Origin of the sequence: Mycolicibacterium lutetiense, from assembly GCF_017876775.1 — a bacterium.
GTDB classification, from domain to species: domain Bacteria; phylum Actinomycetota; class Actinomycetes; order Mycobacteriales; family Mycobacteriaceae; genus Mycobacterium; species Mycobacterium lutetiense.
The window spans coordinates 1502199-1528698 of the sequence record NZ_JAGIOP010000002.1; the positions used below are offsets into that span (position 1 = coordinate 1502199).

The 26500-nt window shown below is 66.9% G+C and carries 22 protein-coding genes and 1 tRNA gene; 10 read left to right on the forward strand and 13 right to left on the reverse strand.

The features are described 5' to 3' along the window. The first annotated feature begins 110 nt into the window (after nucleotides 1–110). Nucleotides 111–689 (forward strand): TetR family transcriptional regulator, encoded by a 579-nt coding sequence (locus JOF57_RS16515; RefSeq protein WP_234938150.1) that lies wholly within the window; start codon nucleotides 111–113, stop codon nucleotides 687–689. Between the two features lie 6 nt (nucleotides 690–695). Here the strand turns inward: JOF57_RS16515 and atzF are convergent, their stop codons facing one another. The 5 genes from atzF to JOF57_RS16540 are packed head-to-tail and all read right to left on the reverse strand — an operon-like array spanning nucleotide 696 to nucleotide 7330. Continuing rightward, entirely contained in the window at nucleotides 696–2357 is a 1662-nt protein-coding gene (gene atzF / locus JOF57_RS16520; RefSeq protein ID WP_209918212.1) for an allophanate hydrolase, read from the reverse strand. Further along, complete coding sequence (locus JOF57_RS16525; protein WP_209918215.1) at nucleotides 2354–4348, reverse strand: 5-oxoprolinase/urea amidolyase family protein; 1995 nt, start codon at nucleotides 4346–4348, stop codon at nucleotides 2354–2356. The genes atzF and JOF57_RS16525 overlap by 4 nt, the downstream gene beginning before the upstream one ends. After that, nucleotides 4345–4965, reverse strand: coding sequence for an urea amidolyase associated protein UAAP2 (locus JOF57_RS16530; protein WP_209918218.1), 621 nt, complete (start codon nucleotides 4963–4965; stop codon nucleotides 4345–4347). Before JOF57_RS16530 ends, JOF57_RS16525 begins: the two co-directional genes overlap by 4 nt. Then, complete coding sequence (locus tag JOF57_RS16535) at nucleotides 4962–5789, reverse strand: urea amidolyase associated protein UAAP1 (RefSeq protein WP_209918220.1); 828 nt, start codon at nucleotides 5787–5789, stop codon at nucleotides 4962–4964. The genes JOF57_RS16530 and JOF57_RS16535 overlap by 4 nt, the downstream gene beginning before the upstream one ends. Beyond that, a complete protein-coding gene (locus tag JOF57_RS16540) occupies nucleotides 5789–7330 on the reverse strand; it encodes an amino acid permease (RefSeq protein WP_209918223.1) in 1542 nt (513 codons plus the stop codon). The genes JOF57_RS16535 and JOF57_RS16540 overlap by 1 nt, the downstream gene beginning before the upstream one ends. Before the next feature lie 171 nt (nucleotides 7331–7501). On the opposite strand from JOF57_RS16540, the gene JOF57_RS16545 reads away from it, so the two are divergent. Together JOF57_RS16545 and JOF57_RS16550 are read left to right on the forward strand one after the other, a co-directional pair. Next, nucleotides 7502–8518, forward strand: a complete 1017-nt coding sequence (locus JOF57_RS16545) for a putative nucleotidyltransferase substrate binding domain-containing protein (protein ID WP_209918225.1) — start codon at nucleotides 7502–7504, stop codon at nucleotides 8516–8518. Then, nucleotides 8512–9387, forward strand: a complete 876-nt coding sequence (locus tag JOF57_RS16550) for a Fic/DOC family protein (RefSeq protein WP_209918226.1) — start codon at nucleotides 8512–8514, stop codon at nucleotides 9385–9387. The genes JOF57_RS16545 and JOF57_RS16550 overlap by 7 nt, the downstream gene beginning before the upstream one ends. On the opposite strand, the gene JOF57_RS16555 is transcribed toward JOF57_RS16550, so the two are convergent. Next, entirely contained in the window at nucleotides 9293–9892 is a 600-nt protein-coding gene (locus tag JOF57_RS16555) for a TetR/AcrR family transcriptional regulator (protein ID WP_209918227.1), read from the reverse strand. The genes JOF57_RS16550 and JOF57_RS16555 overlap by 95 nt on opposite strands. An 89-nt stretch (nucleotides 9893–9981) precedes the next feature. Between JOF57_RS16555 and JOF57_RS16560 the strand changes: the two genes are divergently transcribed. Both JOF57_RS16560 and JOF57_RS16565 read left to right on the forward strand, forming a co-directional pair. Further along, the gene (locus JOF57_RS16560) at nucleotides 9982–10533 is read left to right on the forward strand and encodes a methyltransferase family protein (protein ID WP_209918228.1); all 552 of its coding nucleotides are present in this window, start codon (nucleotides 9982–9984) and stop codon (nucleotides 10531–10533) included. Then, on the forward strand, nucleotides 10530–12008 hold the full coding sequence (locus JOF57_RS16565) for an FAD-dependent monooxygenase (RefSeq protein ID WP_209918229.1): 1479 nt from the start codon (nucleotides 10530–10532) through the stop codon (nucleotides 12006–12008). Before JOF57_RS16560 ends, JOF57_RS16565 begins: the two co-directional genes overlap by 4 nt. Nucleotides 12009–12011: 3 nt before the next feature. Here JOF57_RS16565 and JOF57_RS16570 read toward each other — a convergent pair whose 3' ends face one another. Together JOF57_RS16570 and JOF57_RS16575 are read right to left on the reverse strand one after the other, a co-directional pair. Beyond that, nucleotides 12012–12302, reverse strand: coding sequence for a hypothetical protein (locus JOF57_RS16570; protein ID WP_209918230.1), 291 nt, complete (start codon nucleotides 12300–12302; stop codon nucleotides 12012–12014). Between the two features lie 44 nt (nucleotides 12303–12346). Beyond that, nucleotides 12347–13039: a potassium channel family protein gene (locus JOF57_RS16575; protein ID WP_209923427.1), complete on the reverse strand. Its 693-nt coding sequence runs from the start codon at nucleotides 13037–13039 to the stop codon at nucleotides 12347–12349. Nucleotides 13040–13118: 79 nt separating this feature from the next. Between JOF57_RS16575 and JOF57_RS16580 the strand changes: the two genes are divergently transcribed. From JOF57_RS16580 to JOF57_RS16595, 4 genes are all read left to right on the forward strand, one after another. After that, a complete protein-coding gene (locus JOF57_RS16580; protein ID WP_209918231.1) occupies nucleotides 13119–14615 on the forward strand; it encodes a potassium/proton antiporter in 1497 nt (498 codons plus the stop codon). A gap of 241 nt (nucleotides 14616–14856) precedes the next feature. After that, a complete protein-coding gene (locus JOF57_RS16585; RefSeq protein WP_209918234.1) occupies nucleotides 14857–16359 on the forward strand; it encodes a SulP family inorganic anion transporter in 1503 nt (500 codons plus the stop codon). Between the two features lie 17 nt (nucleotides 16360–16376). Further along, the gene (locus tag JOF57_RS16590) at nucleotides 16377–16763 is read left to right on the forward strand and encodes a MerR family transcriptional regulator (protein WP_209918236.1); all 387 of its coding nucleotides are present in this window, start codon (nucleotides 16377–16379) and stop codon (nucleotides 16761–16763) included. 124 nt (nucleotides 16764–16887) lie between these two features. Continuing rightward, nucleotides 16888–17310 carry a DUF6319 family protein gene (locus JOF57_RS16595; RefSeq protein ID WP_209923429.1) on the forward strand — a complete coding sequence of 141 codons (423 nt, stop codon included), beginning with the start codon at nucleotides 16888–16890 and terminating at the stop codon, nucleotides 17308–17310. 347 nt (nucleotides 17311–17657) lie between these two features. On the opposite strand, the gene JOF57_RS16600 is transcribed toward JOF57_RS16595, so the two are convergent. The 4 genes from JOF57_RS16600 to pgm form a co-directional block, all read right to left on the reverse strand. Beyond that, on the reverse strand, nucleotides 17658–18815 hold the full coding sequence (locus JOF57_RS16600; protein ID WP_234938151.1) for a Fic family protein: 1158 nt from the start codon (nucleotides 18813–18815) through the stop codon (nucleotides 17658–17660). Between the two features lie 520 nt (nucleotides 18816–19335). Further along, nucleotides 19336–19408, reverse strand: a tRNA-Ala gene (locus JOF57_RS16605). A 55-nt stretch (nucleotides 19409–19463) separates the two neighbouring features. Continuing rightward, nucleotides 19464–20723, reverse strand: coding sequence for an MFS transporter (locus JOF57_RS16610; protein WP_209918240.1), 1260 nt, complete (start codon nucleotides 20721–20723; stop codon nucleotides 19464–19466). Further along, complete coding sequence (gene pgm, locus JOF57_RS16615; protein ID WP_209918241.1) at nucleotides 20720–22366, reverse strand: phosphoglucomutase (alpha-D-glucose-1,6-bisphosphate-dependent); 1647 nt, start codon at nucleotides 22364–22366, stop codon at nucleotides 20720–20722. Before pgm ends, JOF57_RS16610 begins: the two co-directional genes overlap by 4 nt. A 92-nt stretch (nucleotides 22367–22458) precedes the next feature. Here pgm and JOF57_RS16620 point away from each other — a divergent pair, with 92 nt between their 5' ends. Continuing rightward, nucleotides 22459–23157 (forward strand): hemerythrin domain-containing protein, encoded by a 699-nt coding sequence (locus tag JOF57_RS16620; RefSeq protein WP_307870039.1) that lies wholly within the window; start codon nucleotides 22459–22461, stop codon nucleotides 23155–23157. On the opposite strand, the gene JOF57_RS16625 is transcribed toward JOF57_RS16620, so the two are convergent. Beyond that, a complete protein-coding gene (locus JOF57_RS16625) occupies nucleotides 23105–26473 on the reverse strand; it encodes an ATP-binding protein (RefSeq protein ID WP_209918243.1) in 3369 nt (1122 codons plus the stop codon). The two genes, JOF57_RS16620 and JOF57_RS16625, sit on opposite strands and share 53 nt — an antisense overlap. Nucleotides 26474–26500 lie beyond the last annotated feature (27 nt).

The following is a 26500-nucleotide window of genomic DNA, read 5'->3' on the forward strand; positions in this document are numbered from 1 at the left end:
TCGCCCTCGCCGAGGGTCGAACCGCACGAATGACACAACTGAAAATCGGTTGCTACAGGCAGTTTCACCGAGTGATTGCCAATCGAGGCGCAGGTCTATATCTTGGACACATGTCCAGGCCCGTGGTGGCTGCGGTCACTCACCTACGCGACGCACAGGATCAGCGCATCCGCACGCAGCGTCGTGTCTTCGGTGCGGCGACACAACTTCTCGATGCAGACAACGACGTCTCGGTGCCGGCGCTGGCAGCTCGCGCCAAGATGGCGCCCGCGGCGCTCTACGCACATTTCCCATCCATCGAGGTGGTGTTCGCCGAGCTCTACCTGGATCGGGTGATTCAGCTGCCGCTCGACATCGATCCCGGGACCAGCACCACCGACCGGGTCACCAAGCAGCTCACCGCACTCACACTCTTGATGGCCGATGAGCCTCGGCTGGCCCGCGCCTGCACCCGGGCAGTGATGAGCACCGACGACGAGATGGTCGACGATGTACGTGGGCGGATCGCGGTTGAGATCACGCGTCGAATCTCGACCGCCTTGGGCGGCGGGGCGTGGCCCGAGGTACTCGCCACGTTGGAAGCAGTGTTCTGGGGCGCACTGCTGCAGGCACAGTCGGGCGCGATGAGCTACCGGCAGATGGCCCGACAGCTCGAAACCATGGTCTCGCTGATCGTGCCAGGAGGCTGATGCCGATCACGCCATCGCGGCCAACCACCCCCGGTACTCGGTGATATCACGGCCCTGTCCGGGAGCGATGTGGTCACAGCCGAACCCGGTGATCCAGCTGCCGTCATCGAGCTCCACCTTCCCCAACGACATGGGTGCAGGTAACTCGGCCAGGAACTCCCCCAGCGCCGCTGGGGACAACCGCCACCGCTCTCCGACGATCGGCGCCCCGCCGTCATCGACACGGGTCAGTCCCGGCTTGGGTGGCACCGTGTCGAGCGCATAGAGGCGATAGTGGGGCGCGGTGGTGATCGGCCCCGCCCAGCGCGCACCCCGCGCGGTGAGCTGATGCTCCAGCGGTTGTCCACGCAGATGCGCTCCGAACACCGCGAGCTCGGTCAGCGGCGCGCCACCCGACTCGGGCCAGGTCTCGGCCGACGGAACATCGAGAAAGCGGGCCGCCAGGTCGGCAATGACGCCGTCGTGAAAACCCGTCGCCAGCAGGGTGATTCCGAACTGTGCGCCATCGGAGACCGTGCCCGCGGGAACCGCGATGGCACACATGTCGAAAAGGTTGCAGAAGTTGGTGTACTGACCCATCCGCGAGTTCACCGCGACCGGGTCGGCCGCGACCTCCTCGATGCGCGGATGCTCGGGAGCCGTCGGCACCATGAGTGCGTGACAACCGGCAAGCTGCGCCAGGGCCTTGTCGCGTAGCTCGTCTACCTGCCGGCGGTCACGCAGCAGGTCGGCGGCCGAATATGCGCCTGCCGCAGTGACGATCGCGGCCACCGTCGGATCCACACCGGTACCGGGAACCGCCGTACTGACGAACTCCCCTACCGCATCCCACCGTTCGGCGACCAGGGCACCGTTGTAGAGAAGGCCCGCCGCGGCGAAGAAGTCGTCCATCGGGATCGGGACCGTGTCGAATCCGGCGTCATTCGCCAGGTGCACGGCAGCGTCGAAGGCGGCCCGCCATTCGTCGTCGAGCCCAACCAAAGTGTCCGGTATCGCGATCCTCGGAGTCACCGGCGCGGCAAACGGGACGTCGGCCGGCCAATGACGTTGCGGTGCAGCGGCACTCATCACGGCCATCGCCGACTGCGCAGTGTCCAGATCGGCGGCGAAGATCGTCACGCAGTCATAGCTCGCACACGCCGGCACGACGCCCTCGGTGGAGACGAGGCCAACGGTCGGTTTGATTCCGACAATGCCTTGCAGTCCGGCGGGAACCCGACCCGACCCTGCGGTGTCGGTACCGATCGCGAGATCGGCGAACCCGAGCGCAACGGCCACCGCAGAACCTGAACTCGACCCACCGGAGATATGGTCCGGCCGGCGGGAATCCCGCACGGCACCATACGGACTGCGGGTCCCCACCAATCCAGTGGCGAACTGGTCGAGATTGGTCTTCCCGATGACGACAACACCGGCGGCCTTGAGAGCGGTCACCGCCGGTGCGTCGGCATCGGGAATATAACTGAAATCTGGGCATGCCGCAGTGGTCGGTATCCCGGCGACGTCGACGTTGTCCTTGACAGCAAGCACCAACCCCGCCAGCGGTCCGTCACCGGCCAGCGCCGCGCGGTGGTCAGACTCCACCTCGTCCTGCGGCCGCAAGTGAATGAAGACCTCGTCGCGCCCGCTAGCGGCGATCGCGTGGTAGATCTCGGCAATCCGGCTCATGCAGATTCCTTTCGCGCGAATTCTCCTGCTGCCGCCCACCGCTCACGTTCCTCGGCCCGCGCCACTTCCATCGCCGTGCGCTTCACGGCAATGTCTGCGGCGTTGGCGGCCAGGAACTGTTCGTGCTCAGCCAGCGAGAACGTGCCGTCGGTGATCTCGACGTGGCCGCGTCCGGCAGCCATGTCGGCGCGCAGGTCCAGCAGTTCCTCGGCGGATACCGGATACCACTGGATTCGGTCGAAAAACCTCAGCAGCCAAGGGTGTTCCGGATCGAATCCCTGGGCCACCAGTGGGTGACGGTGGTTCCAGATTTGGGTCGTGCGCCCGACGAACTGGTAGCCGCCCGGCCCCTCCATCCCGTAGATGCACAGATATGCCCCGCCGATACCCACCGCGTTCTCCGGGGTCCAGGTCCGGGCCGGGTTGTATTTGGTGGTCACCAGACGGTGCCGCGGATCCAGCGGCGTGGCGACCGGCGCACCCAGGTACACATCGCCGAGCCCGAGCACCAGATACTCAGCGTCATAGACGATTCGGTGCACGTCGTCGACGGAGTCCAGGCCGTTCATCCGCCGGATGAACTCGATGTTCCACGGGCACCAAGGCGCGTCGGCCCGCACACCGTGCATGTAGCGTTCGATCGCCTCCCGCGTCGACGGGTCGTCCCAGCTCAGCGGCAACCGCACGGTGCGACTCGGCACCACGAGATCCTGCGCGGCAGGCAACGAGGCTTCGAGCTCGGCCAGCAGCGGTACCAACGCCGACTGCGGGAGCCGGGCCGGGTCCACCTTGACCTGTAGCGAACGAATTCCGGGCGTCAGGTCGATCAGTCCGTCGGGCCGGTGTTGTTCCAGCGCGTGGTGCAGTGCGTGGGCGCGGGCCCGCAGCGCCAGGTCCAATCGCATTTCGCCGTATTCGACCAGGACGTTGTCGTCCCCGATCCGGCGATAGGTGACGGCGGTGGTGCCGTCCGATGAAGTTGTGCCGGCGATGATTCCGTTGTCCTCGTCGCCGCCGGCGGAGAACACCGCGGGGATGGAGGCGCGCCGCGCGGGACCGACGGTGGCCGGCGCGGGAGCCGCCGTAGCCTTCACCGGGATGAACCGGATGGTGGCGCCGGGAGCGAGTTGCCCCAGTTTCCAGCGATCGGCGGCGGTGACCGTCACCGGGCAGACGAAGCCGCCGAGGCTCGGACCGTCCGGACCGAGCAGGATCGGGGTGTCCCCGGTGAAGTCGAGCGAACCGACGGAATAGGCGTTGTCGTGGATGTTCGACGGATGCAGGCCCGCTTCCCCACCGTCGGGGCGGGCCCATTCAGGTTTCGGCCCGATCAACCGGACGCCGGTGCGGTCGGAGTTGAAGTGCACCTCGTAGTCGTGGTTGAGCAGCGTGTCGATGTCGTTGCGCGTGAAGAACTCCGGCGCGGAGTGTGGGCCGACAGTCACCGCGATGTACCAGTGGTTGCTGATGGCGGGCTGTTCCTCGAACAGGATCCGGCGCCGCGTGCCCACAGGCGCGTCGGCCGTTTCCAGCTTGTCCCCCACCGCCAGCGCGCGACCCTCGTGGCCCCCGAACCGGCCGAGGGTGAATGTCGATGCACTGCCGAGGTATTCGTCGGCCTGCAGTCCGCCCGCCAGCGCGAGGTACATCCGCAGGCCCGGGCAGTCGACCATGCCGATGTCCAGGACCTGACCGGCCTCGACCAGGAACGGCACCCACTGCGCGACCCGTGCCCTGTCGACGGTCACCGGCGCGGGGGCCCCGGTGACACACACCCAGGTGTCGGTGTCGAACCGCAGCGCCGGTCCACCCATCGTGGCCTCGAGACCGGGTGCGCCCTCGGGATTGCCCACCGCGATGTTGGCCAGCCGGAAGGACACATCGTCCATCGGCCCCGATGGCGGCACCCCGACCTGCCAGTACCCGGTCCGCCCCGGCCAATCCTGGACCGTGGTGGCCATGCCGGGCCGGATCACCTCTAGCGCGGTCATGGGCGGGTCACGATCATCCGCACCGCGGTCGGGTCGAATCCGTTGCACGGGTTGTTGATCTGCGGGCAGTTCGATACCAGCACCAGCGTGTCGATCTCGGCGCGCAGCGATACCGTCTTTCCCGGGGCGGACAACCCGTCGACGATGCCCAACGAGCCGTCGGCATCCACCGGGACATTCATGAAGAAGTTGATGTTGCTGACGATGTCGGCCTTGGTGAGCCCCCACCGGGCACCCTCACCGACGAAGTTCTCCACGCACGCGTGCTGGTGTTTGGTGTGGTGTCCATAGCGCAGGGTGTTCGATTCCTGCGAGCACGCCCCGCCGAGGGTGTCGTGGTTGCCGACCTCGTCGTCGACGATGGTCAGCATCGGTGCACCATCGCTGTCGCGCAGCACCGAACCGGTGGTCAGAAAGATGTTGCCCTGAGCCGTGATCGTGGCCGGGGCGCTGTAGCGCACGGTGTGGTCGTCGGCCCCGTAGAACAGGGTGTCCACGGCCTGGTTTCCGTGCAGATCGACGATGGTGAGCACGTCGCCGGCGTGCACGATCTTCGACCAGGGGGCGCGGGGCGCGACGATTTCATCGACAACGGTGTGGGTGGCGGTGACGGTCATCGGGCGCTCCAGACATCTTCGGAATTCAGGTAGGCGCGTTGGTATTCGGGGTCGCGGCCACTGACTGCTGCGCCGACCTCGGCCAGGTCACCCGGCGCCGACCAGGCCAGCACCTCGAGCGCGCCGACGGTGAACTGCGGCGCCGGGTCCAGCGGATGGGCGGTGTTGGCGATCGCCACGATCAGCGGCAGATGGGTGATCAGTTCGACGGCGGTGCCGGCACCGGCCGAACCGGTGGACACCAACGTGCCGTCGAGCTCGACCCGCACCCCGTGGAAGAACGACACGCTCGGTGCCACATCCCGACGGGTCAGCCCGTTCTTGAGGGCGGCCAGCGCGAGCAATTCACGCCCGGCAGGGCTGGGCGACTCCACCTCGCCTGCGCCGTATTTGGCGGTATTGCCGGTCAGGGTGCTGGTTCCGCACAGGGCGTCGTGGTGGCCCGAGGTGTCCGACGCCAGGGTGGCCAGCACCCGGCCCTGATCGCTGAGCAGCGGGTGACCTGCCGAAAGATAGGCCTGCCAAGGCACTTTCACAGTGTCGGCGACGTTGAGCCGCTCCCAGGGTGCGTCGGCCCGCCACAGCAGCAGGTGGGCGCACGCGGTGCCGGCCAGATCGCGCAGGCGCAGCCGGGTGCCGCGGGCCAGCACCTTGCTGGTGTAGCGACCACCGGGAACTGTTTCAGCCCACGTCAATTGCTCGGGTGCCACGTTCTGCGGCGGTGTGGGCCACGCCGAGGCCGGCACGACCGGCATCGAGTCGGTGAGGATTCCGGCCTGAGACCGGGCATGGTCGCGGGCGCCGGCGGTCGTCGCGGTGGTCATCAGCAGGCTCCGATCGTGACGGGATTGGGGTGGGTCTTGCCGCGAGGGAAACAGAGTGCGCCGAGCGCGACCGCGGCCGCGATGCTCAGTGGTCCGGCCCACTGCAGGATCGGCATATCCCCTCCTGGGTTGAAGATCTCGGCACGCGGCCAGCCCAGGTTGACGATCATCACCGTGCCGTAGAGCACCGCCAGGACGTTGACGGCGATGCCGAACCTGCCGAGTGAGAACAGCGGCAGGCCTTCGGCGTCGACCTGGTTGCGTTGATCGGGCCAGCCTCTGATTCGGCGGTACAGCAGCGGCGCCGTGACCAGCAGGTAGGCCAGGTAGATCAGGATGATGCAGACACTCGCCAGGGTCGCGAAGATCGCCGAGTTGCCGACGTTGACCAGCAGCACCCCGATGCACAGCAGGCCGATGAGCACCGACGGCCAGATCGGGGTGCCGGTGCGGCTGTTGACCTTCGACAGGATCGCCGAGGCCGGGAGGCGGCCGTCGCGGGCCATCGAGAACATCAGCCGGGACGCGGCGGTCTGAATTGCCAAGGTGCAGATGGTGATCGCGATGCAGACGTCGATCAGCAGGACCGTGCCCCAGGGTGAGGACAGCACGGTGTCGAGCACGTAGGGCAGTCCCTCGGCGGCCAGTCGGCCATCGGTCAGGCTGGGAGCGGCCATCAGTGCACCCAGGATCATGAGCCCGCCACCGAGCGCTGAGACCGACAGGGCCAGGCGGATGGTGCGGGGTGCGACCCGGCGGGGATTGCGGGTCTCCTCGGCCAGCTCGCCCGCCGAGCCGAAGCCCACCATGACGTAGGCGGCCATCAGCCCGCTCATGATCCAGGCCCAGACGTATCCGGGTTGGCCGCCGGCGTGGCCGGTGTCGAACACCACTTGCGGTCCGCGCTGTGCATGGGTGAAGAACACTCCGATGACGGCGATGACACCGACGATCTCGCAGATCACCCCGGCGCTGTTGACGCGTGACATCCATTTGACGCCAAGACAATTGATCGTGGTGGTGAGGACCAGCAGGACGGTGCCGAGGAGGACCGCGTTGGCCGCCCCGCTCGGTGAGGTCAGGGCCGGGTCCTCGCCGATGATCTGGAAGCCGGACCAGATCGTGGGCAGCACCACCTGTAGCGCGATCGCCGCGGCCGAGGCGGTGACGATCTGGGCCAGGATCATGAACCAGCCACCGAACCAGCCGATCACCTCGCCACCCATCCGGCGGGACCATTGGTAGATGGCCCCCGAGATCGGATAGCGCGCGGCCAACTCGGCGAAGCACAGCGCCACCAGGAACTGTCCGAGGAACACCGCGGGCCAGGTCCAGAAGAAGGCGGGACCGCCGAAGCCGAATCCGAGGCCGAACAACTGGAAAATCGTCGTCAGGATGGACACGAACGAGAAGCCCGCGGCGAAGGATTCGAACTTGCCGAGCCGACGGTGCAACTGCTGGTCGTAACCGAACTCGGCCAAGTCGTCGTGGTCGCCAAAACGCTCGGACACATCACGTCCCGCGGTAGCACTGCTGGTCATAGGCGTTTCTCTCAGGCTCGGGGGCGGTGCCGCCAGCTCCTTAACTGTCACTCGATAGATAAGCTGCTCGGCGTGTCCGAGCTGTCACCCACGTGTTTCGTTCATGTAGCGAGCAGTAAGCATTGCGTTGCCGAAACCTCACCGGGCCGGTGTCCTGTCACAATCACCGACATGGCTGTGGCTGCGTTGGACGAAGCCCGCGGGCGTATTGCGTCGGCGGCCAGCGAGAGCGAGCTGGTGGCGGCCACCGCCTCCGCCCACGAAGCAGTGCGGAAGGTGTTCGACGCCCGGGCCGGAGCCGCCTCGGTTGCCGCGGCGTGGTCAGCCGTCGCTCGCGCCGCACTGACCACCGCGGCGCGACTGGTGGACCACCGCGGCGGCTGGTACGCCTCGGGCAGCGTCGGCCGCGGCGACGCACTACCCGGATCCGATCTGGAGACCCTGGTGGTCCGCAGCCCCGACGTCACCTCCGACGCCGCTTTGGCTCAGGCGGTACATGTGCATGAACTGCTGGGCTGTTGCGGCTTCCGTGCCGACGACAACGGCGCGGTCGCCTCCCGGGTGCGCTTCAACCGCACCGCCCAGGAGTGGGCGATCGGCATCGGCAGGTGGGCCGCCGATGCCTCCGCCGACCGGGGCGTGGTGATGATCGGTCTGCTGGCCGACGCCGTCCCCCTCGAGCTATCGCCCGATCTGCGCGATCAAGCCGGTATCGCGGCGCGCGCCCAACCGTCGTCGCTGGCCGCGATGCTGCAGGACGCCACCTTCACCCGCGGCCACATCCCGTCCCGGCTGCGGGTACTGACCTCCGGCGACAGCGGCGTCGACGTCAAACTTGCCGCCGTCGACCCGGTGGTCCGGATCGCGCGCTGGGCCGCGCTCAGTTGCGGATCGGACGCGCTGCCCACCGCCGACCGGATTGCCGCGGCCGCCGGCACCCGTTATCTCGATCCCGATGACGCCAGAGTGCTGGCGAAATGTCACGCGATCGGATCCAGCATCCGCTGGCGGGTGCGGGCCGCACGCTGGAACCCCACCGGCTCCGATGACCGCGTCGACGAGCGTGTCGAAATGTCGGATCTCTCACCGCAGGACCGCACGGCGCTGCGCAGCATCGGCCGTGAACTCACCGGAGTTCGGCGAAAACTCGACTACCTGGCGTCGACCTCGACGTTCTCCACGTGGTAGCCACGACGACCGAGGCCGGGCGCCACGCCCTGACCCAAACCATCGCCGCCGAGCGACTGGAAGGCTGGCAGCCTACGACGGAACAGATCGCCTCCCTGACCGCTCTGCTCACCGGCGCGGTGAGTTTCGGCGAGTACCTCGGGCCGCAACTTCCGACCACTGTCCCACCGCCGCGCCGGCGGGTGTTCGCCCGGCGCAGGCCGTACTTCACCCCGGGAACAACGGTGCTGCGCAACAACTTCGGCACGCAGGATGCCCCACTGCTTGCCCAGCTCGAATACGTGGCGACCGCGGGCCGGATCCTGCAGGTCCACCTGCAGACCCACGACACCGATCTGGACATCCGGTCGCTGCACCGGCACGTGTTCGGGGACGTGTACGCCTGGGCAGGCGAGCCACGCATCGTCGAACTGCGCAAGGGCGACAGCACGTTCGGCTCGTGCGCACGGATTCCCCGCGCCCTGGAGGCCCTGCACGTCGAGATCAGCCGGCTCGCCGACGACGGCACCGAGATCGATGACGGCACGCTGTCCTATCGACTGGCCCGAATCTATGCCGACTACAACCAGATCCATCCATTCCGGGAAGGCAACGGACGCACCGGAACCCTGCTGCTGCATCGGCTCGCCGGCCGGGCCGGACGCCGCTTGTTTCTCGACGACCTGACCCGCGCGGAGTGGATCAGCGCGTCCCGCGACTCCATGCCGTTCCGGCGCGACGGGCGCGCCGACCCGCGGCCATTCGTCGCGGTGCTGCGCGGACGGCTGTGGGCCCCTACGGATTCGGCTCGGTCAGATACCGCTGCACCGTCGGCCCGATCCAGGCAACCAGGTCATCAATGCCGGCCGAAGCCATCGGTTCAATCTTGAGCTGATACCGCGCGAACGCCAGACCTACCAGGTGGACGGTCACCAACTCTGCCCGCAACTCGGCATTGTCGACACCGAACTGAGCCGCAATCTGCTCTGCGACGGGTCCCGCCAGAGTGTCGTGTAGGAGCTTGCGCGCCAACGGTTGGATCGCCGCCGAGCGCCACACGGTCAGCATCGGGTCGAACGATGCTCCCTCATCCCAACGTTGAATAACGTCCCGGACCAACCGCTCCCCGATGTGGCCGGGATCCTCGGCGAGCAGCAACGCCAACTGATGCAGCGGATGCTGTGGAGTATCGAGCACCGAGGCGTTGAACAGCCCCTCCTTGTTGCCGAAGTGGTAGTAGACCATCGCGACATCCACACTGGCATCGGCGGCGATCCTGCGCACGGTCGCGCGTTCGTAGCCGTCGCGCATGAAGTGCTCGCGCGCCGCGTCGATGATCCGCTGCTTGTTCTGTTGGCCCGTACGCCACCGGCCGCTACGCCCGGTCTCCGACATGCCACGAAGTTTAGTTCAACAACCGTTGACCTATGCGGAAGCCGAAGCGTACCGTTTTCTTCAACATCGGTTGAAGAAAGGATTTCGACATGACGCAACGGCGACTCTGGTGGCGGCACACCCTCTCGGTGCTGATCGCCCCCGCCACGATGACGATCTTCATTCCAGGCCTGATCCTCTGGCTGACCGGCGCGAAAGCCCCTGACCTGACCACCACTTCGGGTCTCCTGCTCGCCCTCGCAGGCGCAGTGTTGATCGCCTTCGGGCTCTGGTTCCTGGTGTGGACGGTCATGCTGTTCGACCGCATCGGCAAGGGTGCGCTGGCTATCGGATCACCGGTCAACCTGGTGGTGGAAGGGCCGTACCGGCACGTTCGCAATCCGATGATGACCGCGGTGTTCTGCATCCAGCTCGGTACCGCAGTAGCCACGGCCTCACCCTGGCTCTTCGGTTGGTTCGCATTGTTCTGCACCCTGACCGTGATCGCGATTGCAGTCTTCGAGGAACCCCACCTCCGCAGGCGGTTCGGCACCCGGTACGACGAGTTCCGACGCAACGTGCCGCGGTGGATTCCGCGCCCAACCGCATGGGTTCCCCAGTACTCCAACGCTGATTCCGCACCATCGCCCGGCACGCCATGACCGCACAGGTCCTCGTCGTCGGTGCCGGACCGACCGGACTCACCATGGCGCTCGAGCTGGCCAGGAGGAGCGTCACCGTCCGCATCGTCGACGCTGCAACCGCGCCGACGACCGAAACCCGCGCGCTCGGTGTCCAACCCAGGACACTCGAGCTGTTCGAGAAGCTGCAACTTGCCGACGCCTCCGTGGCCAGAGGCGTTCCGGTCACTGAATTCAACGTCTTCAGTGAGGGAAAACGATTCCTGCATCTGGACATCCACGCCTTGGATACCCCGCATCCCTACCTGCTGATGGTGCCGCAACCCCAGGTGGAGGCACTCCTGTCCGGCCGGTTGGCCGAGCACGGCGTCACCGTCGAACACGGCGTCGAACTGAGCACACTCACCCACACCCCCGACGACGTGCGGGTCGGTCTGCGGCATCGCACCGGACTGATGGAACAGACCCGTGCGCCGTGGGTCATCGGCTGCGACGGTGCACACAGCATCGTGCGACGTCAGCTCGGAGTGCCGTTCGTCGGCGCCGCATTTGAGGAGAACTTCGCCGTCGCCGACGTCCAGATGGACTGGTCGTTGCCCTATGACGTGTTCTATTCGTTCCTCAACCGGGGCCGCTTCGTCGCATTCTTTCCGATGCCCGGCGGCCTGCACCGCCTCACCATCGCGTACCGACCCCGCCAATCCCCTGTGGGTGAAGTGACTTTCGAGGAACTGCAGAGCGCCGTGGAGCGGTGCGCGCCGGCCGGGGCCCGCATCTCCGAGATCACCCATGCCGGCCGATTTCGCATCAACCAACGCAAGGTGGCCCGGCATTCTGTCGGGCGGGTATACCTCGCCGGCGACGCAGCACATGTGCACTCGGTCGTGGGCGGGCAGGGAATGAACACCGGTATCCAGGACGCGTTCAACCTGGGCTGGAAACTCGCGGCTGTGGTTCACGGTCAAGCCGCGCCCGAGATTCTCGACAGTTATGCGGTCGAACGCTCCCCGGTGGCACACCGACTGGTGAAGGGAACCCGGAGGGCTACCCGGATGACCCTGTTGCGCAACCCTATTGCCGCCGCCGCTCGTCGCCATCTGGCGCCGCATATCACCGCTCGGCCAGCCGTTCAGCGCATCGTGGAGCGTGCCCTGACCCAGCTCGACGTGTCGTACCGCGGTCGCACCGGAGGCACCAATGACACACGCCTGGCAGTCGGGGACCGGTTCCCGCACATCAGTGTGCTCGACTCATCCAGGTTCACGCTGCTGCATTCCGGCCCGGAGCCACTCGGACTCCATGCCGCAATCGGGCCCCATGCGGAGCTGATCGACGTCAGGCATGACACCGCTCAGGCGGGATGTGCGGGGCTCACGCTCGTGCGTCCTGACGGCTACCTCGCACTGCTCGATTGCAGTGTCCGCGAACTCCGCGACTATCTCGGCCGAACGTTCACTCCCCCCGCGGCCGGCGAACACACAGCGGCAACAGGTTAGCCGCTACTCCGGCCCGTCGGACTCTGCCTGGTCCTTGTATTCCCAGCTCGCCCCCGCGGTCAACGTGCCGGGCTCCAGCTCGGTGCGCCCAGCGTCACGCACATGCACCGTCTGCGCCAGGATCTCGTCGGGCTTGCCGCCGATCACGATGACCGGATGCTCGTACTCGATGCCGTAGAGCTTGAGCGCGGCATGCACGGCGTGCGCCGCGGCCTTGCCGCGCGACATCTTGGCGTTCGAGTTGACCCTGATGACCAGCCGGCGTTCCGGTGCTTCGGCGTCTTCGGCGTCCATGCGCACGAGCTTAAGGCTTCCTCCGACCGCCGCTTCACCGCGCGTCACGGCTCCTCGGAAACCACTTCCCGCAGGAACTCCCCGCCGTGGATTGCGGCGAGCAGCGAATTCTCCGAGGTGCGGTTGGCAGTGAACAACAGCTCGTCGCCCACCTCGAACACATCGTCGGGCGCGGGCAACCTGACCTTGTTTCCGCGGACGATGGTGACCAGCGCGGTGTCCACCGGCAAGTCCAGGCGGTCCACCCGCTGACCGACCACCGGGTTGTCTTCCGGCAGCGTGAGTTTGGTCAACTCGACCCGACCCCCACGCAATGACATCAGCCGTACGAGGTGCCCGACGTCGATGGCACCCTCGATGCCGGCAACCAACGAGCCCGGCGTCGACACCGCGACATCGATGCCCCAATCCTGGCCGAACAACCACTGGTTGCGGATGTCGTTGATCCGGGCCACCACTCGCGGCACCCCGAACTCGGACTTGGCCAACAATCCGACCACCAGATTCGACTTGTCGTCACCAGTTGCGGCGATCAGCACGTCGGCGGTTTCGATCCCGGCGCCCTCCATCGCGGAGAGCTCGCAGGCGTCGGCCAGCAACCAATCGGCATCGGGCACCGTGTGCGGCTCGTACCGCCGGTGCAGCTGCTCGATCAACAAGACTTTGTGGCCGTTCTCGAGCAACTCACTCGCCACGGAGCGGCCCACATTGCCGGCACCGGCGATCACGACTCGCATCTTCCGTCCGCTCACTCCCCTATTTTCGCCTATCGGCATGGTCCACCCGCGGTCCATTGTCCTGATTAACTAATTCCCGATGAGTCTGAACCAGCTCTACCTCACCTTGCTCACCGGCGGCGTCGTGCTGCTGGCCAGCATCATCGGCACCCGGGTGGCAACCCGCATCGGGTTCCCCAGCCTGCTGTTCTTCCTGGCGGTCGGCATGATTCTGGGGGTCGACGGGATCGGGCTGGATTTCAACAACGTCGAACTGGCCCGCAACGTGTGCACCACGGCCTTGGCGATCGTGCTCGTCGAAGGTGGGTTGACCACGCGATTCTCCGACATCCGCGGAGTACTGGCACCCGCCGGGGTGCTGGCCACCGTCGGCGTCCTGGTCAGCACCGCCATCACCGCTGTCGGCGCACACCTGCTGCTGAACATGGACTGGCAACTCGCGCTGCTGCTCGGGGCCATCGTCTCCTCCACCGATGCGGCGGCGGTGTTCTCGGTGCTGCGAATCCTGCCGCTGCCCCGGCGGCTGGCAGGCATGCTGGAAGCCGAATCCGGCTTCAACGACGCCCCCGCGGTCATCCTGGTGCTGACGTTCAGCGTGGTGCCGTTCGTGTTCCACCCCGAGGGCGCCGTCACCGACCTCGTCTACGAACTGGTCACCGGTTCCCTGCTGGGCCTGGCCATCGGGTTCGCCGGTGCATTTGCCCTGCGTCGCATCGCATTGCCGGCCTCGGGGCTCTATCCGATCGCCACCTTCGGTTTGGGTTTCATCGCATTCGCGGCCGCGGGCAGCGCCCACGCGAGCGGTTTCATCGCCGCGTATCTGTCCGCGGTGGTGCTGGCGAACTCGGGTCTGCCGCACAAGTCCGCCACCCGTTCCTTCGCCGAAGGGGTGGGCTGGCTGGCCCAGATCGGGCTGTTCGTCCTGCTCGGATTGCTGGTGAACCCGCACGACCTGGCCGGCGACATCATCCCGGCGATCGTTGTCGGCCTGGTGCTCCTGCTGCTCGCCCGTCCCGCGTCGGTGATGTTGTCGCTGGCCGGTTTCCGCATCCCGCTGCGTGAACAACTCTTTCTGTCCTGGGCCGGACTGCGCGGTGCGGTGCCGATCGTGCTGGCCACGTTTCCGATCGTCGCCGGGGTTCCCGACAGCTACCGGTTGTTGAACGTGGTGTTCATCCTCGTCGTGATCTTCACCCTGGTGCAGGCCCCCAGCATCCGTTTCGTGGCAAACGCGTTGGGTCTGATCACCCGCGACGTCACTCGCGAGATTCAGGTCGAAGCTGCCCCGCTGGACGTGCTCGATGCCGAACTGCTGACCATGACCGTGCAGCCCCATTCGCGACTGCACAACGTGACCATCCTCGAACTGCGACTGCCCGACCCGGCCGTCATCACGCTGATCATCCGCAACGGCCGCACCTTCGTCCCACTGCCGGACACCCGCATCGCCGTCGGCGACGAACTGCTGATCGTCACCACCAGCAAAATGCGTACCGCCGCCGAGGCCCGGCTGCGCGCAGTGAGCCGTCGCGGCAAACTCGCCTACTGGTTCGACGAATACGGGCTGGCCGACTGACGTGGCCCGTGCTGACGTCGGTGTGGCGTCGAGCACATCCGCGCTTGCTGATTTGAAACACAACCCTCCCCCAGGGGTAGAGTTTGCGTCGAGTAGAACGTGGCCATCGCCGTCTTGACGGACGCACCTTGTTGGCACTTCCAATTACACGTTCTGACAAGACTTTTCACGCGATGAAGCGTGTAACACTCGTCCCCACTTGCCGCGCCGGATCGCAGCGTGGCGCTGAAACGGAGCTGCGTTGAACCGATCATCCGAGACGCTGACACCGCACGAGCAGCAGTCGGTTCTGGCCACGCTCCGGTCGCCCCGCCGGTTGCGCACCGAGGTGCTCGCCGGCCTGGTGGTCGCATTGGCCCTGATCCCCGAAGCGATCTCGTTCTCGATCATCGCCGGCGTGGACCCGCGGATCGGCCTGTTCGCCTCGTTCACGATGGCAGTGACCATCGCGGTCGTCGGTGGACGGCCGGCGATGATCTCGGCTGCGACCGGGGCCGTTGCCCTGGTGGTGGCCCCGCTGGTGCGCAGTCACGGCCTGGATTACCTGATCGCCACTGTGATCCTGGCCGGAGTGCTGCAACTGATCCTCGGCGGCCTCGGGGTCGCCAAGCTGATGCGGTTCGTGCCGCGCAGCGTGATGGTCGGCTTCGTGAACGCGTTGGCAATCCTGATCTTCCTGGCCCAAGTGCCCCATCTGCTCGGGGTGCCGTGGCTGGTCTACCCGATGGTCGCAGTCGCCATCGCCGTCATCGTGGCGCTGCCCAAACTCAGCACCGCGATCCCCGCCCCCCTGGTGGCCATCGTGGTGCTCACCGCCGCGACCGTCGGATTCGGCTGGTCGATTCCCAACGTCGGTGACGAGGGGCAGCTGCCGTCGAGCCTGCCGTCCCTGCTGATTCCCAACGTTCCGTTCACCGTGCATACGCTCGGGGTCATCGCGCCTTATGCACTCGCCATGGCGGTCGTTGGCCTGTTGGAATCGCTGATGACGGCCAAGCTCGTCGACGACGTTACCGACACCCACTCCGACAAGTCCCGTGAGGCGCTGGGTCAGGGCGTGGCGAACATCGTCACCGGATTCTTCGGCGGCATGGGCGGCTGCGCCATGATCGGGCAGACCATGATCAACGTGAAGGCCTGCGGCGCCCGGACTCGGATCTCGACGTTCCTGGCCGGCGCGTTCCTGCTCGGTCTCGTCGTCGGCCTCGGCGATATCGTGGCCCAAATCCCCATGGCCGCACTGGTCGCCGTGATGATCATGGTGTCCGTCGGGACCCTGGACTGGCACAGCATCAACCCGAAAACGTTGCGGCGCATGCCCAAGAGCGAAACGACAGTCATGCTGGCGACAGTGGCGGTCACCGTCGCGACCAGCAACCTGGCCTACGGCGTCGCCGTCGGCACCCTGACGGCCATGGTGCTGTTCGCCCGCCGGATCGCCCATTTCACCGAGGTGGTCGACATCGACCATCCCGACGACGACACCCGGGTGTATGCGGTCCGCGGCGAGCTGTTCTTCGCCTCCAGCAATGACCTGGTCTACCAGTTCGATTACACCGGCGATCCCGACAACGTGATCATCGACATGAGCGAGGCTCACATCTGGGATGCATCCACCGTGTCCACCCTGGACGCCATCACCACCAAATACGCAGCCAAGGGCAAGACGGCCACCATTGTCGGCATGAACGAGAACAGCGCCGCGCGGCATGCCCGGCTCAGCGGCCAACTGGCCTCGCAGTGAACCGCCAGTGGGAATCGTTGAGCAGCCGGGATCACCTGCAGATCGGCGAGGTCGCCGCGCGAACCGAATTGTCCATCAAGACGATCCGGCATTACGACGAGGTCGGCCTGGTCGTGCCCTCGGCGCGATCCGCCGGCGGCTTCCGCCTCTACACCGCCGACGACGTCAACCGACTGCTGGCGATCCGTCGCATGAAGCCGTTGGGCTTCAGCCTCGACGAAATGCGAGAACTGCTCGACGCCCTCGATGCTCTGAACTCCCCTACCGCGACCAACGCGCAGCGTGCCGAAGCCACAACCTATGTGGCCGAATGCCATACCCGCGCACAAGAAGCCTGCGTCAAACTCACCCGGCAACTGGCATATGCGCGGGAACTGACCGAGCAACTGGCGGGCTACAACTGAGCCGTTTGACCTGCGGGCCAAGTGAGCGCGGCGATTTGACCGCGAAGGTCGAACATGTGTTCTAATGTTCTCGCCGCCATCCCGCTCAGTGCGGGCGATGTTCGAAAAGGAGTTCGCCGTGACGATGACTGTAGACGCTCAGGTAGCAGAAACCTCACCCACCGATTTCGACACTCCCGACGACTTGACCACTCCGCCCGAGAGCACCGCACCCGCCGCGGAAACGCCCGCGGAGGAGAAGGCGCGGAAGACCCCGGCCAAAAAGGCGCCGGCCAAGAAAGCCAAGACGATCGAGCTGACCCTCACCGTCACCGGTACCGCCGATGGCGAATGGCACGCCGAGCTCAAGCAGGGCACCACCTACCTGGCGCGCAACGTCGCGGTCGCGGCCGCCGCCGTCTCGCGCGCCGCCAAGGAGCTGCACGAGGATCTCTCCACCCCCATCGACGAAGTCATCGAAGAGGCACGCTCCCAGCAGGCCGCCAAGGTCGCCGCGCTCGAAGCCGAACTCGAAGCTGCGCGAAAAGTCTTGTCCGACTTGGAGTGAGACGTTCGAGCCAAGTCGGTCCGGTCCACGCACCCGATCCCAGCCGGCTTCGAGCAGTTCACCGCCCGCACAGCGCGCGCACTGAGCCGCGGGGCTACCGCCGCGCAGCCTTGGCATTCATGGGCTGGCAGTTCCGCCGTGGGCTGGACGAGGATTCGGTTGCACGATGTGCGGCACACGTCGGTGTCGCTGATGGTGGCCCGCGGTGTGCTGGTGCTCGACGTCGCGAAGTGGCACGGTCACGACCCGGCGATGATGCCGTCGGCTCTACGGTCACGCGTTGGCACGGGCGTCGCTGTTCGGGACGCGGGCGCCGAGCGAGTGACACGGTGCGTCGTCCCGGAGAATCACTCCCCAACCAGCTCGAGGAGCGATACGCCCCGCGGGGTGAGCCGGAAGCGCAGCGGTTTCTTCGTAACCTTTTCAAGGATCCCGGCATCGTCCAGGCGCTGGAGTCGCGGGCGGACGAACTGACTGGACCGACCTACCGCGTCGGCCAGGGTGTTCGACTTGACGGCGCGGTTCGCATCGAAGTGGTAGGCCTGGCCCAGGGTAAATAGGATTGCACCGATGTCGCGGGGATCTACAGGCGGCGCCGACTCGCGATCGAGTCCGACGTTCAGCGGGAATTGCTCGTCCTCCATCAGAACGCGGAGACGTGCCCCGACCGTGTCGATCTTCTGCCGACGGTCGGAGAGGTCGAGCAGCAGGCGATGTTGCGCCTCAGCGATGATCTCCAGCATGTCGATCAGGTAGGGCGTGAGATCTCCGCGGTTCAATGAATTCTCCGCGTCAGTGAACGCTCGGTAGTAGCGATCCTTGTTGTCGGCGACGGTCGCCGACAGTGCCAGGCTCGCGTACGGAGCCAGCACCCGTCGGAGGTCCAGTGCGAGAAGGTAGCGCCCGGTCCGGCCGTTGCCGTCGTAGAACGGGTGTGTGTACTCGAAGATGAAGTGTGCGACCACGGCCCTGATCAGTTGGGCAATCGAATCGTCGCGACCCTGGCTCAGCATGAGAGTGAGCGCGTCTTCGATCGCCGACTCGGGCACCACACCTGTGTGCACGATCTTGGTTCCTGATTCGATCGACACCGGTCCTTGCCGGAACCGCAGCCCGTCGGGGGCGTCTTCGTCAAGAATCTCGCCTGCGGTTACCGCGTCGTAGACAGCCCGGACGTCGTCGAGTGTCTGCGGGCTTTCGGCCTCGTCATTGCCGAGGTCGAGGTAGAGCCGCACCATCTCCGTGAATCGCTTGTTGTCGATGGGGCGTTCTGCCCGGACCGCCTTGATCGCTGCGCTAATCTCCTTCCGAGTCGAGCGGACCTGTTCGATCTCGTTGGTCGCCTGGATCTCATCGATCACCATCTGATCTAGATAGTGGGTGCGCGCTCTGCCTGGCAGCCCTTGCCACTCGGCCCGAATCTTCGGCTCAAAGCTCATGATCCGTTCGATCAGCGCTGCGACTTCGGGCGTCATCAGCGCGAACATCGAGTATTCGCCGACCATCAGGTCCCAGTGGATGGCGGCAGGAGACTCTCGCCGAGCTCGTTCCTCGGCATCGGCACCAACACGATCTCGTTGGTGAAAGATCGACTTCAGCGTTCTATATGGCAACTGATCGATCCCCGTAGCTGTATCCAATATCCGCGGAATTCACCACGTCTATTTTATACAGAGCCCACTCTAGATCAAATAGAACTGTGTCACCGGACTGTTTTCATGACCATCACTGGCTGTGATGCGGAGGCAGCCGCAGCTCCCCGAACCGGGTCGAGGGCGTCGGTGTGCCGCGGTGGGTCGTGATGTTCCTCGTTCCGACCGGCGAAGTGGTAGCCGCCGAACGCGCTGCGTATCGAGGCGATCGCGGTGGTCACGCTGGACGGCAACGGTGGGTCCAGTCGGTCACGGGCTCTCGCCTGATTAGTGGTCGGTCCTCACCGCGTGTTGGCACAATGTCGGCACACTGCGGGGATTCACTATGACGAAAGGCAGGCCAGAAATAGCGTCTGACCTGCCTTTTACGGAGTGGAGCTAAGGGGATTCGAACCCCTGACCCCCACACTGCCAGTGTGGTGCGCTACCAACTGCGCCATAGCCCCGTTTGTCGTGCTCCACGAAGTTACACCACGGCTGCCCCTGGTTCAAAATCGCTGGTCAGGGGACCTCGCCGCCGGCCTCGGGACCGAGCGCACGGGCCGGTGTGTGCTCGGCGGAGGGCCGTCCGCGGGTCTCGGGAGCGAAGATCCAGCCCACCGCGGCGATCAACAGGATCACCCCGCTGATCACGAAGGCCCAGGAGAACGACAGGTACTGCGCGATCAGGCCGACCAACAGCGAACCGCCGACCGATCCGACGTCGGCCATCATCTGGAAGGCAGCCACCGCGGTACCGCCGCGAGCCTTGTTACCGATGATGTCGGCCACCGCAGCCTGCTGTGGCGCGGTGAAGATGCCGGTCGAGAAACCCGCGATATAGGCGGCCACCAGGAACAGCGTCAGCCCGTCGGTGAACCCCACCGTCGCGGTGGAGATGCCGGCCGCGGTGAGCCCGACGATCAACAGGATCCGCCGGCCCACCCGGTCGGACAGGTAGCCGCTGGGGATCACCGCCGACACATTGCCGACGGCGAAGGTGGCCAGCGCGAGCCCTGCCATCCCGGGACCGCGGTGCAGCACGTCGACAATGAACAACGGCACCAAAGCAATTCGGAGCCCAAAGGCCGACCAGCCGGTGGCGAAGTTCGACAACAGCGCCGCCCGGTAGGCGCGATTGCGCAGCGCCGCGCGCACGGTCACCGTGGGGCCGTCTTCCGGCGCGGGCGCGGCCAGGGACGAATGCCGCAGGCTGATGAACACCACCGCGGCCGCCACCAACAGTGCGGCACCGTAGATGAGGAACGGCGCGTTCAGGCCCAGGCCTGCGGTGAGGCTGCCGAGCACCGGGCCGCCGACCGAGCCGACCAGGAACGCCGAGGAGAACATGCCGGCCACCCGGCCGCGGGCGTCTTCGGGGCTGATCCGGATCATCAGCCCGAGTGCCGAGACGAAGAACATCGTCGACCCGACACCGCCGAGCGACCGGAACAGCAGCAGCTGCCAGTAGCTCTCGGCGAAGGCACACGCGCCGGTGGTGACGGCGACGATGAGCAGGCCCCACACGTAGACCCGCCGCTCCCCCAGCCGCTGGATCAGCATGCCGCTGGCGGGGGCGAAACACAGCCTCATCAGCGCGAACGCGGTGATGACGAACGTTGCGGCGCTGATACTGACGCCGAAGTGGCGGGCATAGGCCGGCAGCACCGGCGCCACCACGCCATAGCCCAGCGCGATGACCGCGTTGGCGATGATCAGGACCCAGACCTCGCCAGGCAGCTTCGCCTTGGTCTGGCAGTCACCTTCCGCGACAGAACTCACCCGATGACTGTATTGACCACCTGCTTCGCGGCCTCCTGCACCTCCGCCAGATGCTCGGCGCCGAGGAACGACTCGGCGTAGATCTTGTACACGTCCTCGGTTCCTGACGGCCGGGCGGCGAACCAGGCGTTCTCCGTCGTGACCTTCAGCCCGCCCAACGCCGCCCCGTTGCCGGGAGCCGCGGTCAGCTTCGCGGTGATCGGCTCTCCGGCCAGTTCGGTGGCGCTGACCTGCTCGGGTGACAGCTTGGCCAGCCGGGCCTTCTGTTCGCGGTCGGCCGGCGCGTCGATGCGGGCGTAAGTGGGCGAGCCGTAGCGTTCGGCCAGCTCGGCGTAGCGCTGCGACGGCGTCGACCCGGTGATCGCCAGGATCTCGGAGGCCAGCAGCGCCAGGATGATGCCGTCCTTGTCGGTGGTCCAGGTCGACCCGTCGGTGCGCAGGAACGAGGCCCCCGCGCTCTCCTCGCCGCCGAAACCGATGCCGCCGCCGATCAGTCCGTCGACGAACCATTTGAACCCGACTGGTACCTCGACCAGCTTGCGATCCAGCCCGGCCACCACCCGGTCAATGATCGACGAGCTGACCACCGTCTTGCCCACGGCCGTCGAGCCCGGCCACTGCGGCCGGTGGGTGTAGAGGTAGTCGATCGCCACGGCCAGATAGTGGTTGGGGTTGAGCAGCCCGCCGTCCGGGGTGACGATGCCGTGCCTGTCCGAGTCGGCGTCGTTGCCGGTGGCGATCTGGTAGGTACCGGGGTTGGCGCTCATCGCCCGAAGCAGCCCGGCCATGGCATTCGGTGAGCTGCAATCCATTCGGATCTTGCCGTCGGTGTCCAGCGTCATGAACCGCCACGTCGCGTCCACCAGCGGGTTCACCACGGTCAGGTCGAGGTTGTACCGCTCGGCGATGGCGCCCCAGTAGTCCACGCTGGCACCACCGAGCGGGTCGGCTCCGATGCGGATGCCCGCGGCCCGGATCGCGTGCAGATCCACCACATTCGCCAGATCCGCGACGTAGGCATCGAGATAGTCGTGGCGCTGGGCCATCTGCAACGCACGCGCCAACGGCATGCGTTTCACCGACTTGAATCCGTCGCGCAAGATCTCGTTCGCCCGCTTGGCAATCCATCCGGTCGCGTCGGTGTCGGCGGGTCCGCCGTTGGGCGGGTTGTATTTGAAGCCGCCGTCGCGCGGCGGGTTGTGCGACGGGGTGACGACGATTCCGTCGGCAAGATCGGAATCGCGGCCCCGGTTGAAGGTCAAGATCGCGTGGCTGATCGCCGGCGTGGGAGTGTAGCGGTCGGCCGAATCAATCATCGCTACAACATCGTTGGCGGCCAGCACCTCCAGGGCCGACGCCCACGCGGGCTCCGACAGCGCATGGGTGTCGCGACCGAGGAACAGCGGACCGGTGGTGCCCTGCGCGGCCCGATATTCGACGATGGCCTGGGTGGTGGCCAGGATATGGCCCTCGTTGAACGCGGTGTCCAGACTGGAACCGCGATGCCCCGAGGTGCCGAACACGACCTGCTGCGCAATGTCGTCAGGGTCGGGCCGCCTGGTGTAGTACGCGGTCACCACCTCGGCGATGTCGATCAGATCCTCGGGTTGAGCCGGTTGCCCGGCACGCGGATTGGCAGCCATGGTTCCCGATTTCCCTCCGACAACTAGCGTTCGACGGTCAGGGCAAGCCTTACACAAGTCGATTACAAGTGGGGCCCGGCAACGTGGCAGTCGTGAATACTCCCAGCCAACCCACCCGACTCGTCACCATCACCGCGCGGCGCCCCGGCGATCCCGAACCCGACCTGCTCGGCATCAGCCTCGCGCACCGCGCCATGGTCACCGATGTCGGCCGCATCGCGACATTGACCTCGGCATTCGCGGACGGACGGACAACGTGCACGCCCCGACGCGCTCGTGCTGTCGCCCGGTACGTGGACCTGCTGTGCGACTCCATCCACCACCATCACATGACAGAGGACCAGATCCTGTGGCCGGTGATCGCAGCCTCCGCGGGTGGGTCCGTCGATCTGACCGAACTGACCGCGGACCACGCCGCGCTTGATCCGCGGTTGGACCGGTTGCGCGCGCTGGCGGCTGGGTTCCGGCTGAATGTCGGCGATCGCGATTCGGCGGAACCGCTGGCCGCCGGCCTCACCGACCTGCACGCACTGCTGCATGAACACATCGCCGATGAGGAACGGGAGATCTTCCCGGTGATCCGGCAGTACGTGTCGGTCGACCACTGGGCCGCCGTCGAAAAAGCCGCCCAACGGGGCGGACGGATGTCGTTCGACGGACCACGCACCGTGGCGGTGATGACCGAGCGCGAGCGCGTCGCACTGTCCGAAACCGTGAGTCCGGTACTGCTCGGGCTGATCAGGGTGTTGTCGGTGCGCCACCGGCGATTCGACCGTCGGGTGTTCGGCTGAGCACCCGGGCGGCGTCCGCCCCGAGACGCTGACGGAGCGCAGCAGCATCGGCGCGGTAGCGGCGGGCCAGTTCGGCGTCTCCGGTCAGTTCGGCGACCGCGGCCAGCGCCTCGTCCACCGGCCCGGTGAGCAGGGTGCCGTTGTCGAGCCCGGCCATCCGCCCCGAATAGGGCAGCAGCTCCTCGGCCGTCGCTTTGGCGGCCGCCTCATCGCCGAGCGCCGCCGCCGCGTGCGCGCGCAGCGTCGTCACGGCCAGCCAGTAGTAGGACCGCTCCACCGGCGTGCGCTGGGCCCAGACCTGTTGTGCTTCATCGGTTCTTCCGGCGGCCAGCAGCGCCAGGACCACGGCGTCGGAGACCGACTTCGACACCAGGTTGTGCACGGCGAGCAGTTCGTCGGCCAACGGAGCGAGATTGTTGCGGAACAGCGCCCCCGTCAACCGTCCGACGAGCGCCATCAACGCGCCGTTGGGGGCGCCGTGATCGGACAACTGGGCGGCCGCCGCCGCATAGCGGCGCTCACCTTCGTCGGGCCGGCCCGCCAGCACCGTCAACTGCGCCTCGAACACATCGAGCACGCCCAGGAGGTAGCCCAGCTGACCGGTCCCGGCGCGCGCCACGGCGAGATCGACGTGGCCCAGGGCTGCGGCCAGATCCGAGCGGCCCGCCGCGGACAGGAACAACAGCCACTGCGCGACGGCCTCGTAGTCGACCGCGCCGCACTCCTGCGCCACGACGAGCAGTTCGCCGGCCATGGCTTCCCGTTCGGCGGCGAGATCGGGGCCCAGCGCGGCGAAGGCACGGGCATTGAGCGCCGCGCACATCAGCCGGCCGTTGACGTCGGGATCCTCGGCGTGCGCGACGCGCGCCAACGCGAGGGCCTCGGCACTGGCCGCCAATGCAGCCGGCGTATCCGCCCCCTCCAACTCGGCGAACAACGTCGACAACAGTCGCGCCCGCACGGGCACCGAATGGTCCCGGTCCAGCACACCACGAAGTGGCACCACGATGTCCTGGTCGGCGGCGTCGGTCACCCGCAGCCGCCACACCAGCGGGGCATCCCACTGGGTGAGCACGCCGACCGTCAACGCGTCGTGGCCTGCTGCCAGCGCCAACGTCCGCTTCTGTTCGTCGCGTGCCGCAACCACATCGCCGGATCGGGCCAGCGCCGCAACAAGTCCAGACCGCGCGAGAACTGTCCGCGCCGGCATGTTCGATTGTGCGGCCGCCGGCCGGGCATCGGCGAGTTCCAGCATCCGAACGGTCGAGCGCCACTGCCGCACCGATTCCGCCGGAGCGCCGACAGTGTCGGCGTCGCGAGCGGCGGCCATCGCGAAATCAGCTGCCTCGCTTGCAGTGTCCGGTGTGGCTGCGGCTACGGCGTGATAGGCCACAGAGGAGGAGTCCGCCGAACTTCCCGGCCGACGGAGCAGACCGAGAGCCGCAGCGTGCAGCCGGGTCCGGCGCAGGATCGACATGTCGTCGTAGATGGTGTCGCGGATCAACGCGTGGGCAAACCTGGCCCGGCCGGGCGCCGGCTCGTCGAGAAGCCCGGCCAGCACAGCCGGTTCGAGCGCGTCGAGCAGCTCTTCGGAGTTGCCCCACGCAAGGCCGCCTAGAAGGTCGAGATCCACGTCCCGACCGAGCACCGCGGCCTGACGCAGCGCCGTGGCGGTGGGTGCGGGCAGCCGGGCCAGTCTGCGCCGCAAGACATCACGTACCCCGGCCGGAACACTGCCCTTGCCGGCCTCTACACCCTCGGCAACCATCAGCCGGGCCAGTTCCCGAATGAACAGCGGGTTGCCACCGGTCCGTTCACGCAGGAGTCGCAAGGTATCGCCGGCCAACGCCGAAAGACCGTACTCGGCAGCCAGTTCCGCAGTGGCCGTCTCATCGAGACCGGCCAGTTCCAGGTGCGCGGCGGCATGATTGGCCAATGCTGCGCGGGCGGCCTCCAGCTCCGCCCCGGATTCGGACGGCCGGTACGTGCCGATGATCAGCACGCGATGGCCACCGAGCCGATCGGTCACGAACCGCAGCAGCTCCAGGGTCAGGCCGTCGGTTCGGTGCAGATCGTCCAGCACGACGACCAGCGGTCGGCGGGCAGACGCCTGCCCGAGGAGGCCGGCGAGCGCCTGGGCCAACCAGAACGTTCCGCCGCTGTCGGCACCCGCCGTCCCGGCCTCGTGCAACAGCGGGCCCAACGCCGTGAGCTGACCGGGTTCGCACAAGGCCACGAATTCTCGGATGACCTCCGTCCACGCCCACCCCGGCGGGGCACCGTCCACCTCGGGGCAGCGTCCCGAGGCCACCGCCCAGCCGGTCGCGCGTAGCCGCTCGGCGGCGGTATCGACCAGAGTGGTCTTGCCCAGGCCCACCTCGCCACTGACCCACAGCACGCGACCGCCTTCGCGCTCAACCGTTTCCGCGGTCTGTGCGATCGCTGCCAGCTCGGCGGTCCTGCCGCACGACCGTGCCGGCGTCGGCCCGACCCGCGGGATCGCCATCGACCGCTCGGCAACGGGAATCGGCTCAAGATGATCGGCCTGCTGCAGAATGTCGCGTTCCAGGTCTCGAAGCGCCCGCGCCGGTTCGAGCCCGAGGCCATCGATCAGGTGATCGCGAGTGCGTCGGAGAACGTCCAGCGCCGCGGTTTGACGGCCGGTCCGGTACAGCGCGGTCGCGAGTAGCCCGGCGGCGACCTCCCGACCCGGGTGGTCGCGGGCGTGGCGCTCCAGAACCCGTACGGCCGTTGCGTCGCGCCCCAGCACCGACTGCGTCTGCGCAAACGATTCGGTGGTGGCCAACCGCAATTCGGCCAGCCGGGCCACCTCCGGGGCCGCCCACAGCGCGTCGGCCACCTCCGCATAGGGGTCACCCGACCAACCCTCGAGCGCATCTTCGAGCAGTCGCGCCCGCTCGGCGGGATCGGATTCCTGCTCTGCTGCAACGACTTTCGACTCAAAGCTCCACACGTCGACGGCCTCGGCCGGCAGTCGCAGACAGTATCCCGGGGCAACGCTGACGATGACGCCGGCGACGGTGCGCGGCTCGCGCCCCGGCTCGAGCACGCGACGCAGATGCGAGATGTAGGCCTGCAGCGAGGACAGCACCTTCGGCGGTGGCTCGCCCTCCCACAGGTCGTCGATGAGCCTGTCGACCGACACCACTTCGCCGTGCGCGGATACCAACCGAGCCAACACCGATCGCTGCCTGCGACCGCCGAGTTCCACCGGCTCGCCGGCCACCCACGCCCGGATCGGCCCCAGTGCAGCCACTCGCACCGTGGACAGTGAAGAATTCCCGGGGGCCGTCATGGTGAGCCGACCTTAACGGTCGGGCCG